Source organism: Bdellovibrio sp. KM01 (assembly GCF_013752535.1).
GTDB lineage: Bacteria > Bdellovibrionota > Bdellovibrionia > Bdellovibrionales > Bdellovibrionaceae > Bdellovibrio.
This window is the reverse complement of sequence record NZ_CP058348.1, coordinates 2,825,621-2,837,967: the sequence shown is the minus strand read 5'-3', so window position 1 is coordinate 2,837,967 and position 12,347 is coordinate 2,825,621. Positions and strand designations below refer to the sequence as shown.

At 46.0% G+C, this 12,347-nt stretch carries 11 protein-coding genes; 7 read left to right on the top strand and 4 right to left on the bottom strand.

The genetic code is table 11. The features are described from left to right. Window positions 1-156 precede the first annotated feature (156 nt). The 4 genes from HW988_RS13750 to HW988_RS13735 all read left to right on the top strand — a co-directional run bounded on the left by HW988_RS13750 (window position 157) and on the right by HW988_RS13735 (window position 4,250). Window positions 157-1,149 (top strand): PstS family phosphate ABC transporter substrate-binding protein, encoded by a 993-nt coding sequence (locus tag HW988_RS13750; RefSeq protein WP_181604800.1) that lies wholly within the window; start codon window positions 157-159, stop codon window positions 1,147-1,149. Between the two features lie 134 nt (window positions 1,150-1,283). Beyond that, the gene (locus HW988_RS13745; protein ID WP_181604799.1) at window positions 1,284-1,475 is read left to right on the top strand and encodes a hypothetical protein; all 192 of its coding nucleotides are present in this window, start codon (window positions 1,284-1,286) and stop codon (window positions 1,473-1,475) included. 185 nt (window positions 1,476-1,660) lie between these two features. Continuing rightward, a complete protein-coding gene (locus HW988_RS13740) occupies window positions 1,661-3,853 on the top strand; it encodes an ATP-binding protein (RefSeq protein ID WP_181604798.1) in 2,193 nt (730 codons plus the stop codon). Then, window positions 3,837-4,250, top strand: a complete 414-nt coding sequence (locus HW988_RS13735; protein WP_181604797.1) for a response regulator — start codon at window positions 3,837-3,839, stop codon at window positions 4,248-4,250. Before HW988_RS13740 ends, HW988_RS13735 begins: the two co-directional genes overlap by 17 nt. 14 nt (window positions 4,251-4,264) lie before the next feature. Here the strand turns inward: HW988_RS13735 and HW988_RS13730 are convergent, their stop codons facing one another. Genes HW988_RS13730 through HW988_RS13720 form a run of 3 tightly spaced genes read right to left on the bottom strand, consistent with a single transcriptional unit; the run spans window position 4,265 to window position 9,572 of the window. Further along, window positions 4,265-6,076, bottom strand: a complete 1,812-nt coding sequence (locus HW988_RS13730) for an adenylate/guanylate cyclase domain-containing protein (RefSeq protein ID WP_181604796.1) — start codon at window positions 6,074-6,076, stop codon at window positions 4,265-4,267. After that, on the bottom strand, window positions 6,076-7,698 hold the full coding sequence (locus HW988_RS13725; protein ID WP_255490021.1) for a hypothetical protein: 1,623 nt from the start codon (window positions 7,696-7,698) through the stop codon (window positions 6,076-6,078). The genes HW988_RS13730 and HW988_RS13725 overlap by 1 nt, the downstream gene beginning before the upstream one ends. Continuing rightward, window positions 7,698-9,572 carry a FecR domain-containing protein gene (locus tag HW988_RS13720; protein WP_181604795.1) on the bottom strand — a complete coding sequence of 625 codons (1,875 nt, stop codon included), beginning with the start codon at window positions 9,570-9,572 and terminating at the stop codon, window positions 7,698-7,700. Before HW988_RS13720 ends, HW988_RS13725 begins: the two co-directional genes overlap by 1 nt. 97 nt (window positions 9,573-9,669) lie before the next feature. Here HW988_RS13720 and greB point away from each other — a divergent pair, with 97 nt between their 5' ends. The 3 genes from greB to HW988_RS13705 all read left to right on the top strand — a co-directional run bounded on the left by greB (window position 9,670) and on the right by HW988_RS13705 (window position 11,674). Continuing rightward, window positions 9,670-10,146, top strand: a complete 477-nt coding sequence (greB, locus tag HW988_RS13715; protein ID WP_181604794.1) for a transcription elongation factor GreB — start codon at window positions 9,670-9,672, stop codon at window positions 10,144-10,146. A 128-nt stretch (window positions 10,147-10,274) separates the two neighbouring features. Beyond that, window positions 10,275-10,700 carry a DUF3465 domain-containing protein gene (locus tag HW988_RS13710; RefSeq protein WP_246845664.1) on the top strand — a complete coding sequence of 142 codons (426 nt, stop codon included), beginning with the start codon at window positions 10,275-10,277 and terminating at the stop codon, window positions 10,698-10,700. Then, window positions 10,688-11,674 carry a YheT family hydrolase gene (locus HW988_RS13705; RefSeq protein ID WP_181604792.1) on the top strand — a complete coding sequence of 329 codons (987 nt, stop codon included), beginning with the start codon at window positions 10,688-10,690 and terminating at the stop codon, window positions 11,672-11,674. The genes HW988_RS13710 and HW988_RS13705 overlap by 13 nt, the downstream gene beginning before the upstream one ends. On the opposite strand, the gene HW988_RS13700 is transcribed toward HW988_RS13705, so the two are convergent. Continuing rightward, window positions 11,658-12,287, bottom strand: a complete 630-nt coding sequence (locus tag HW988_RS13700; protein WP_220128744.1) for a glycosyltransferase — start codon at window positions 12,285-12,287, stop codon at window positions 11,658-11,660. The two genes, HW988_RS13705 and HW988_RS13700, sit on opposite strands and share 17 nt — an antisense overlap. Window positions 12,288-12,347 lie beyond the last annotated feature (60 nt).

Genomic DNA, 12,347 nt, shown 5'->3' with positions numbered 1-12,347 from the left:
CAGCTTCCTCCTGGCGCCTTGATAAAACGAATCTGGCGAGGCACTACTCCTAACCGCTATTCTTGACGATTCCCTGACACAATCTTAACGGCGAAGAGATACCTCTTCGCCACGGACTTTGTTAATTTTCTGATATCCATTTATCGGAGGATAATAATGAAGTTCTTGATCATGAGCGCTTTGGTTCTAAGCGCATTTGCCGCAAAAGCGGAAAGCCTAGTTAAAATTGATGGTTCCAGCACAGTATTTCCAATCACTGAAGCTGTTTCTGAGGAATTCCAAACAGTTTCTAAAGGTGCTACTAAAGTTACTGTTGGCGTGTCTGGTACGGGTGGCGGTTTCAAAAAATTCTGCCGTGCTGAAACAGATATTCAAAATGCATCACGTCCTATCACTAAAGAAGAAATGGCTGCGTGCCGTGCTGCTAAAGTGACTTACTTTGAGTTGCCAGTCGCTTTCGACGCGATCGCCATCGTAGTAAACCCAAAAAACAACTGGGTGAATGAAATCACGACTGAAGAATTGAAAAAAATGTGGGAGCCAGCAGCTCAAGGCAAAATCATGACTTGGAAGCAAGTGAATGCAAAATGGCCTGAGGAAAAACTGACTCTTTTCGGTGCTTCCACTGACAATGGTACTTTTGACTACTTCACTGAAGCGATCATGGAGAAAGCTAAATCTTCTCGCGGTGACTACACAGCGTCTGTTGATCACAACACGCGTGTAACAGGTGTTAGCGGTAACAAAGGTGGCTTGGGTTACCTTCCGTACTCATACTACGTAACTAACAAAGACAAATTGAAATTGTTGGGCGTTGTGGGCGGTCCTAAATCTCCAATGAAAAACAAAGCGGTTCTTCCAGATGAAAAAACTGTGATTTCGGGTCAATACAACCCACTATCTCGTCCTATCTTCATCTACGTTTCTCAAGAAGCGATGAAAAAACCGGAAGTGAAACAATACGTGGAATTCTATTTGGACAAAGCTGCTGAAATGGCTAAGCAAGTTCAGTACATCCCTCTTCCAGCAAATGCTTATAAAACAGCGAAAGAGCATTTGACGAAAAAGAAAACAGGAACTGTTTTCGGCGGCGAAGCGAAAGTTGGCTTGACGATTGAACAAATCTTGAAACTTGAAACAACTCTGTAAGAGTCGCTTCAAAGATTCAGACCCTCCAAGGCTGCATTCGTAAGGATGCAGCCTTTTTTATTTTCTTGCCGTGTTGCGGGAGCACACGGCGGGATGCTACTCTTATTTCATAGTTTAAATGAATTGGGGGAAGTATGAAGTTCGTTAAAGTGACTAAGGCCCATGAGGTTTTGTATATCAATGCCGATCACATCCACTGGATGTCACAGCATGAACGCGATGAAGGGGCAGGGAAGGAATCATACACTGTGATCCGTTTCAGTCTGGAAACACACGATAAAGTTGAAGTGAAAGAGACTGTCGAAGAAATCCTAAAGCAACTTTAGAAACAAAAACGGCGACTTTGAGGTCGCCGTTTTTATTTTATCAAGGCACAGAATTCAAAGTATTTTATAATTTAATATGAGGAATCTAAGATCTACCCTCGGTTGTAACCCTTACGGGTAAAGAAGAAGTCGGGGCGCAGGGGTTGCTATTGCGGAGTGCATTGATTCTCTTTATTTATTAGAGGATGAGCTTTAAAGAGAAATTTCGTCGCCGTCTTGTGCTAGTTGGAATGCCTCTGGCCGTTGCCATTCTGGTAGGTTTGGCGTTTTTGTCTATTCATGCCACCCAAGAGTATAAGCGAGTCTCTGAACGCAGAGACCACAGCACAGAGGTCCTGCATGCCCTCAAGGCGATCCTAGAAAATGTCGTCAGCTCCGATACGGGACAAAGAGGATACTTGCTAACGGGTGATGTTCGCTTTTTAGCTCCTTTTGAAAAAGCACGCGCGGAAATGCCCGTCTTGATAGGTCGCTTGCAAAGGTTAACAGAACAGGACGAGATTCAAAGAGAAAGTTTCCAGGTGTTCGCAGACCTCATCAGTCAACATGGAATCTATATGAGTGAAACTGTGGAAGCCTATCGATTGGGACGCAAAGCTCAAGTTATTGCGCGATTTGCTTCCGGTGAGAGCCATGATCTGATGATGCAGATTCGGGCCCAAATCGAAAGAATGGATGCCGCTGAAGGCAAGGTGCTCCAGCAATATAGGGAACTGGTTGAACGCAAAGGAGCCTTTCTTCAACAGGCCATTATTTACGGACTTCTGTTTAGCACTATCTTGATCTGTACTGCTTTTATTTTAATGGGACTGGAAATTAGACGCCGTATTCAAGTGGAATCTGATTTGCAAAAAGCCTCAGGCTATAAGACTGCATTTTTAGCTAAAATGAGCCACGAAATTCGTACTCCCATGAATGGGATTTTAGGTATGGCGGAAATTTTGGAGCAGACGACATTGGACAAAGACCAGCAGCAGTACCTCTCGACCATGCAAGATTCAGCGCGGGCTTTGTTGGCTTTGGTGAATGATATTTTAGACATTTCAAAAATTGAGTCGGGCAAGCTCGAGTTAGAGTCTTCTCACTTTTCGCTTCCCAAGCTGATTCATTCTTTACGGGGCATATTCGAATACACTTCACGGCACAAAGGTATTCCATTGCGTATTATTATCGATCCCCAGGTCGGATCTAATTTTATTGGAGATGCTCTGAGGTTGCGCCAGGTTTTGATTAATCTGGTCGGAAATGCTTTTAAGTTTTCGCATAAAGGAGAGATTACGTTATCGGTGTCCTCCTTGGGTATTTCGAATGAGGGCACTCAAACTTTGAGGTTTGAAGTGGAGGACCAAGGGATTGGTCTTGACGAGGTGACGCTCGCGAAATTGTTTACGTCATTTTCTCAAGGGGATGTTTCGACGACTCGAAAGTTTGGCGGAACCGGCTTGGGACTTTCAATTTCCAAACAGCTTGTGGAGATGATGAATGGAAAAATTTTTGCGGAAGGTACTCCCGGTGTGGGGTCGCGATTTACTATTGATTTGACTCTGCCGGTGGGAAATCTTGCCCTTGATGAGGTGGGAGCTTTGCCCGAGGTGCCGAATTTGAAATCATTGCGGCATGCCCATGTTCTGGTGGTCGAAGACAATTTGATCAATCAAAAAGTCGTCGAAGGTATGCTTAAAAAAATGGGACATGATTACTCTATTGTAAATAATGGCCAAGAAGCCATTGAATTTCTGGAGAGCAACAACGCTGACATCATTTTGATGGATGGTCATATGCCCGTACTGGACGGTTATGAGGCGACCCGTAAGATTCGTCATAGTGGGAAAGGTTACTATAACATTCCAATCATTTCGACGACTGCCAATGCGATTAAGGGGGAGTATGAAAAAGCCCTAGAAGCGGGCATGGATGACTGCTGTATTAAACCACTATCATATCAGGATCTTTTCAGTAAAATTGAAAACCTCATCCGTGTACATGATCGGGTGGGTTCTTCTGGGCAGTGCAATTGGGTGCAGACAAGTGCACTGGATGAGCTAAGGAGGCTTCATGACGGAGAAGTGGGCTTGATTCATGACCTTGCAGATTTATTTTTTGATTCGGCGCTAAAAGAAATTGTCGAAATGAAAGATTTAGAAAAGAAAGCAAAATTTCAAGATATCGTGGAGCGTGCGCATAAGTTGAAATCGTCATGTCGCACCTTAGGATTGGTTCATATGGCGGATGTCTGTGAATCAATTGAAAAGATGTATCTTGAGTGGACAGACAAAGAACGAGTGAAGGCACTGGTAAATCTGGAACGCTGTTATAATAAAAGTAGAGAAGAGCTTGTGACGGCTCTTGAAAGATATGGATATGCCAATATTGCGTAAAAGTTACGATACTCCAGTACTTATCGTTGATGACAATCAAGCGGATCGTTTGGTTTTGCGCCAGGCGCTTAAAACTTTGGGTTTTTATGAAATTCAAGAGGCCGAGGATGGTCGTCTGGCAGAATATAAAATCGAGAATGCCTGCAAAATCGGTGAACCGTTTCAATTGGTTTTTGTGGATCTGCGTATGCCTCGTGAAAATGGTCTTATTTTAATTGAATCTCTAAGGTCCCGTGCAAATACTTCTGGAATGTATGTAATTATGATTACCGGAGCAGCGGACCTTGATAACGTCGAGGCAGCATTTCGCAAAGGTGTCGATGACCTATTGGTGAAGCCCTTGACCTTGTCTCACCTTCGGTTGAAGGTGGACAAGTTTCTAAACAGGGCCGCGTGAGAAAATATCAAAGCTTAAGACGCTTTGACTTTCACTTTATCAGCAGATTCGGCTTCGTAATCGGAATACGGCGTTTTGACCTCGACGTATTTGTCTCCCGCCTTGTAGGCACGGACTTTATACATCTTGATCGCCTCAGAGCGGCCTTTGACTTCGGCGGCTCCCGCAAGCTCGGTTTTAAACGCATCGCCCACTTGGTCGATAACCGAGTCAGTGACCAGCAAGTCAGCACCAAAGGCTTTCGTTGAAGCTTCGATACGGGAAGCGGTGTTCACGGTATTACCGATAACTGTATATTCCATGCGCTCGTCAGAACCGATCGTTCCGGAGATCGCAGGGCCTGCATGCAAGCCCATACCGATATTGATCGGAGGCTGGCCGCGGGCAATGCGGGTTTCATTTAATTTGTCCAAGCCCCGGCGCATTTCCAGGCAGGCACGAACTGCATTGAATGCATCTTTTGGACCTGTTTTAGGAGCCCCCCAAACGGCCATAATCGCATCCCCGATAAATTTATCGACAACTCCGCCGTGGGCATTGATGATTCCTACCATCACACCAAAGTATTCATTCAGCATTTCCACGACTTCTTCAGGAGATCGTTTTTCAGAGAAAGCTGTGAAGCCACGGATATCCGAGAAAAAGACCACCACGTTTTTACTTTGACCGCCGACACCGATGTCTTTACCGATCAAGTCCTCAGTTACCGCCGAGCCGTGGAACTTCGAGAACAAGCTTTTCACCTTGTCACGTTCTTTAAGACCCTCAGTCATGTGGTCGAATGCGGAAGCCAAGTCGCCCACCTCATCGTGGGATTTCACATGTTCGCGGGCTTTTACGTCGAAATTACCTCTGGAAACCATGTTGATCAAACCTGCCAATTTTTCAATCGGGGAGGTCAGGGTCATAGAGAACAGGAAGATAAAGAAAATCGCCAGCGAGATCGCGGAACCCGCCACAAAGATCGCTCGGCGTTTTACTTCATTCGATACTTCCAGGATCGCAGCCTCGGATGTTTGTGAAATTACCATTGGACCATAGGAAGTCTTAACGGACGCACCAAAGAAGTTAGACTGAGTTTCAGGGTCCACGAACTTTGTTTGATATTGCGGCGACTTGGTGTTCATCGCTTTTGTCACGAACGGGTAGGCTTTCATGCTTAAACGAGAGATCGCTTTTTGTTCGTCTTTATGAGCAAGAACCTCACCTTGGCCATCAATCAGATATTGAGTGCGCTCGGAAAGATCCGTGAAGGGTTTTTGCAATGGAGCCATCATGACGTCAGCCAAAACCACATGAGTGATTTTCCCCTGAGCATCTTTCACTAACGGGATACCGATTGTGATCATCGCAGGAGCTTTTGGATAAGAGGCATTTTTGATTTCGATGCTGCCTTCAGCCAAGTTACGCACCGGAAACTGCTGCCAAGCACGCAAGTTAACGAAATAAGACTCACCCAACAGATAAGGCTTAAGCACATCTTCTTTCACTTTTCGAGCCACGGACTCCACTGAAGAGCCATTTAATTTTAAGACTTCCAAAGCCACAAAGTTTTTGTCTTTGGTAAAATTGAAATCCAAATCTTCCGCTGCTGCTGCACCCTTCATCAGCAGGGAACCGTTCGTACGCGTTTTATCGATCAACGATGCGATGATGTTATCAACTTCTTTGGCTTTCGCCGAAGCAGATTCCAGATTGGCGATATCGACTTGCTCCGAGGCTTTTTTCTCGAAGTAGTTTGATGAAATCAGTGTGATCGCACCGGTGGAGGCCACCAGAATCAGGATCGTCACTGTGATGAGTTTGGTTGAGATGGGTATTCTCATTAGAAACTCCATTCCGCGAAGAAGTTAAGATAGTTACCGACAACTACGGATTCATTGACATCACCGTCCAACGCAAAGTTCGTCGTCGAAGGGATGGCTTTATAGGACATACGGTCTTCGCGGCGTGCATAGCCCATCAGTCCTGTGAATCGCTCACTAAATCTATAGCTGCCTAAAATTCCAAATTGAGTCGACATCGTTGGTGAAATGTCCTGGCCATTGGGCGTCGACACTTTCATCACCGATGCATAAAGGTGGGCATTCAATTGAATACCCCATTTCGGCGTCAGTGAATACCAATACTCCACACCACCATGAGGACCCACGGAGCTGATAGTTTGATTTTCTGACGAGCCAGTGAATGGATCACCAATTGTTTCGGGAAGCTCTTTATAGAAAGCTCCCACTTGATAGCGAAGTTCTGCGCGATCACCAACGGGTTGCTTGTAAACGGCGTTGGCCTCTGCGGCTGCAAAGGTACGAACTTGTCCACCGATTGTGAAACCGCTCATGTCGATGATCGCCAGAAATCCCCAAGGAGATTTGCGACCATTCCAACCCACACCCACGCGGCCCGTACCACCGAAAGCATCATAGGCAACTAGGGAATTTTTCTCTGGATTTGAACCCGAGAACTTCATATCTGTGACCAGGTAGCTTGCGATACCGTACCAGCCATTGGTTTTTTCAATTGAGCGTCGAACCAATGCTGTGTATTCCGCGGCTGCTGAACGATCGCCATCACGAACGTCAAAAATAATTTTACTGGATGGAGAAGCCGGGCGCAGATCTGACTTGGCTTTCAAAATGACCTGGTATTTTCCACCTTCCCAAGAGGAATCAAACGGCAAAGAGTCTTCCGTATAGTTTTCATACGTTTTAACTTTTTCCCATTTTTTGGTCGTAGGATTCGCACGCGCCACAATCACTTCGTAGTCTTTGATATAATCCGGTCGAGTCCATTTGATTTCACGCACGAACATGGATTCTGGTTTTACAATCGCCGGGGCCGCCAAAGCTTTACCCATAACCGTAAACTGCGCAGTGGAAGTCGCATCACTGGCAATACCTTCAGAGCTTTGCGCTGTGACTTTCCAGGTGTAAGAACTGGCAACAGGAACCGAAGTCTTAAACTTCGCCTCCTTCACGATTTCAGAAATTTTTGTTTTTCCGTCATCGGACGTCAGTTCGAATGCGTATTGATCCGCGCCACCCACGGGATCCCATTTGAATTCCACATCTGTTTTTTCTTCGTCATTGGAAGCTACCGATGACTTAGGAGCAGGGGACTTCATGTTGACGTTATCCAAACCCACGTTGAATTCACTTGGCTCAGACCATTCACCTGGAACGCCACGATAGTCGCGCGCACGCAATTTCATCATGTATTTGCCCGGAGTCAGGCGGCCATTCCAGATAGAGTCTGCAGTTTTGAAGTTGAAGGTTTTCGGCTTGCCGGTTTCGCCTTCTTTTTTCACCTGGGTCAATTCGATGTCATAAGACTTTGCACCTTCAATTTGCTCCCACTCAAAGTTCACCAGGCGACGATATGGCTCGGCCTTGGCGGTCACTCCGCAGACAAGAAGCATTGGTAAAAGAAGGGTGGCAAGTCTTTTCAACATCAATTCACTTTAATCTTCTTTAATGTCGGTGCCTTCAAGTTCGATTTATCCGGCACGATCAATTTGCGAACTGGCCCTGTTTCTCCGGCACGCCCGTAAGTGTCTTGGGCCGAGATCATCACTTCATACTCACCCGGCAAAAGATTGCGGATGGCAGTGGACGTGTTTTTGTATTTAGTGCGTTTCAATTCTTTGCCGTCTTTTTTGATCACGAGTTCGTAATCAGCAGCACCGTCAATTTTATTCCACTCTAAAGTAGAGCGACCATCCATCGAGGCTTGCAATGGGCCTTCAGCCGGGATGAATAAAGGAGCTTTCAGGATTGGCATCGGTGTGACAGTGATGGCTTGCGAAGTACCAGAGCCCACAACTTGGCCGTCTTTATCCACGGCCTCAATGGATGCGATGTAACGGCCTGGTTTTGGAACTGCTGCCGTCAGTTTGTTTTCTTTCACTTCCACGGGCTGTACATCTGCTGCGGTTTGAGTCTCATCATGCAGTCTTACGCGGTAGGCGCTGACATTTTGCATGTTCTCGGTACCCCAGGACATATTTACTTTTGGAGCATCCACGAAGTACTGAGTCATTTGAGATTCCGTCATCGTGAAGGCCAAAGGTTTTACCTCTGGTTTCGGAGCAGGGGTTGGTGCTGCAGCTTCAGCTGAAGCTTGCTTTAACATCTCTGTGAATTTCACAGAGAATTTCTGCATTTTGCCAAGCACGGGTTTGTCTGAATCGTTAAAGTAAGAAGTCATGCGCCAGTAATACGTGCCTTCTTGAAGGCCCGGCATCGTATAGCTGTCTTCTGTCGTGAATGTTTTCGTGGCAATCGGTTGAGTCAATTTAGCATCTGACCAAACCTGTAAAGTCATCTGACGAGTGTCATCGCTTTTTTGCCATTTGAAAGTCATATCAAACGGATTTGTGTGAGCTGGAATTTCCACGTCGGCTGTAGGGAAAGTCACAGTCGGGGCATAGCGAGCCTGGATTTCGGTTCTATAAATAGGACTCTCGCCAAGGGACTCGCCATCGGCGGATTTCGCCACGAGTTTCCAATAGTGCTTACCAAATGGAAGCTTCGCCATAATGACAGAATCACCTGCAGGTGCTTTTGCCATTTCCTTCATCTCACGACGATTTGTACCGGTGAAAAGAGAGACTTGCGCATTTGCCGGGAAGCCTGACCATTTAATGGGAATCGGTTGCAAATCATCGGCGTTCATAGCCACAGGTTTTTGCAAATTCGGGCTGGTGATTTTCACACTGTTTTTATCAAACTGCAAACCACTCGCCCCCAAGGCACCGAAACTTCCCGTTGAGATCTCCTGACTTTTACCGTCTTTGGATTTCACCGACGCTTTACCTTCAAGGACTTGGACATCGACCGAGTTGCCACTGCCTTTAGATAGAGAGGCGGATGCCTGACTCAAGTCGACTTTACCGTTCGCGGAATTTAGCACGAGTCCTGGAGCGTTGCCATCTTCGTTGCCGGCTTTCGCATTAACGAAAAGACTACCTTCCATCAAATCAAGAGCGATTTCGCCCTGGGATTTTTTAATAACAATCAATGATTCTGGCTCTAAATCCAAATAGCGATCTGAATCTGTAAATTGAATGCGCACTTCACCGCGGTCAGAAGTACGAATTGCTTCACCGTCGTAAAGTGGTTCACCGGAGTTCACTAGTTGCCACAGCAAGCGTGTTGCGGGCCGGCGTTGGATGTCATCGACAACTTTGCCGACGTAAGCCAGCGGTTTCTCATTGGTATGAGAGTTTTGCTGCTTATCCGTTGACTGATACCAGATCCACGTAAGCGCAAAAACAGATGACGAGCTTATCGCAGCGACAACTAATCTCTTCACTTGATTTTTCATCTGTTTCCTCCTCATACATTTATCGGAAAATTTCTCGATTTATTTGATGGTCCAAAAGACTTGGAATGTGACCGGAAAATGGTCTAGTATGTTACCCATGGATAATAACAAGAACTACATCACCCCCGAAGGTCTAGCCAAACTCCGCGACGAGTACCAGGCGCTCATGCATGGAGAGCGTCCGAAGATTGTGGAGATCGTGCAGTGGGCCGCGAGCAATGGTGATCGTTCTGAAAATGCTGATTATCAGTATGGAAAAAAACGTCTGCGTGAAATTGACCGTCGTGTGCATTTTCTGACGAAAAGAATTGAAGATGCTGAAGTCGTGGATCCAAAATTGATGAAGGGTGATAAGGTTTTATTCAGCGCCACGGTGACATTGGTTAATGAAGATGGTGAAGAGCTCACATATCAAATCGTCGGTGAAGATGAGTTTGATCCCAAGGCTGGTAAGATTTCGTGGAAGTCTCCGGTTGCGCGAGCTTTGCTTGGAAAGAAGCTCGGAGATGAGGTGAAACTCATCAAACCTTCTGGGGAAGTTTTCGTAACGATCGAGAATGTCGAGTATAAGTAAAAATTTCACTTTTTGTCATTAGGGTCACGAACCAGGCCCTAACAAAACCCTAAAGAAATAGCCTATTTATTGTCTTGTTTTTGTCCTAACAAATGATAACTTCGTTGCCGATTCAGAGGGGGATCAAAATGAAGTTAACGACTCGTTTACTTTCAGTTCTTTTGTCAGTTGCCGCAATTTCAAGCCAAGCACATGCATACTACCAAGCATCCGGAAATGATTCTGCAATCGTAAGTGCGATGGAATCTCACAGACGCGTGGATTTCGTTGAAGGTTCAGACATGGAAGTTATCCAAGTGTTGCCTGACGACACGAATGGCAATCAACACCAAAAGTGGGTTGTGAGACTTTCAAATGGAAAAACAATGCAAGCCGTGTACAATTCAGATATGTGCCCACGCGTTCCAGTTCAAGTCGGTGATCGCGTCGCTATGGGGGGAATGTTCCTTTGGACAAACCAAGGTGGTTTGCTTCACTGGCTCCATCACGATCCACGCGGCAACCGTCCTGACGGTTATGTGCTGCTAAATGGAGTTTACTATTGCAAAGACTAGAGTTGATTTCATGTGAAGCTCCCTTCTGGGCCGATAGCGGTCACGGACAAACTTTATGGGGGCATTTCCTAAAATCACCTGAGTTGGAAAATCCTGGGATTAATTTTGAAGTCGATCTTCCTGATGGGGATCGACTTTTTTGTTATTACCATCCGGGTCACACGGATCTTGTGGTCAGCCTTTATCATGGCCTTTCTGGAGACATGCAAGCTGATTACATGCAACGAACGGCGATCCTTTGTCGCCAATTAGGTCACACGGTGGTGTTGGTTAATCACCGCGGAGCGGGCCCGGGGCTGACAGCGGCAAGACATCCTTATCATTCCGGCCGGGCTGAGGATGTTTCTGAAGTTCTTAAAGTGCTAAGAAAGAAATTTCCGAACAAAAAACAAATCGCCGTCGGTTACTCGATGAGTGGCTGTATTGTGTTGGGACTTGGCGGAGGCTTTCGTGGTGATCACAAGCCCGATGGCATCATCACGGTCAATGCTCCCTTGAATTTGGGGCGGGGAGCACGTTTGCTGGGCAGTGGCTTCAATCGTATTTACGACGTTCGCTTTGTTCATCGACTGCGCCAAAACATCGATATGAAATATCGCTTTGGATTGATTGAGCAACCGTATCGTATTCCTATGTGGGCGACGATTCATGATTTAGACAGCATTTACACAGCGCCCGCATCGGGTTTCCGCGATCGCGAAGACTACTACGAAAGTTGTTCAGCCATTCACTATGTTCACAATATCGATGTGCCGACGTATATGTTAACCGCGGCCGATGATCCATTTGTGACGGTCCAAGACTATCGAGATGCCAATTTATCTAAAGACATTTCTTTGCATATTGAAGGGCGCGGGGGGCACCTGGGTTATATTTCTAAACATAAAACCCCGTTGGGAAGCCACCGTTGGCTTGACTACTATTTGCATGAAGCTTTGGGTAAGATGGCCGAAGAATTTACTGCCGGTTCGTAAAAATACTGTCCCGGAATAAATTCAAACGTTCTTTCCATACGTTATATGACTTGGACGATCTGCCGGAGTCATAAACCGGAATTTCAATAATACTTAATGTCTGCAAGCGTGCGCTTTGATGCAAAGCCGGGGTTAGATACCATCCGCGAAGCTTTTGCAATGGCAGCTCTGTGCGGATTTTTTCCCAGGCAGATTTTTTAATGGCAATAACTTCACACAAAGGGTCTTGCAAAGAGTTATGATATCTTTCGCGCAGAATATTGTTGAACAGGATTTCTGTTTTTGCGCGCGGTGATTCACCACGGAGAAATGGATTTTCTTTTTTGCGGTAACGATCGCCCCAGCACACGTCGACTTTGTCTTCAGCGACCAGATGCTGCCATAATTTGAAAACATCTCCAAAAGGCGAAGCCAATTCCGAGTCTAATATCATTACATAAGGTGCCCGTGCCAACTCCATGCCTTGATAAAGGCTCAGTGCGCGTCCTTTCTTGCGATCGTTTTTATGGACGCTCAGTGTTTCATTAAAGTTTGAATTCGCAGCCTGTAAATTAAGCACTTCAAAAGTTTTATCGGCGCCTTGCTCCACAAGGGTAATCAACTCGTACTGCATAGGAAATTTTTGAAAGAACGTGCGCAGATCCTGAAGAAAAGAAGGGATAACGTCCGCATC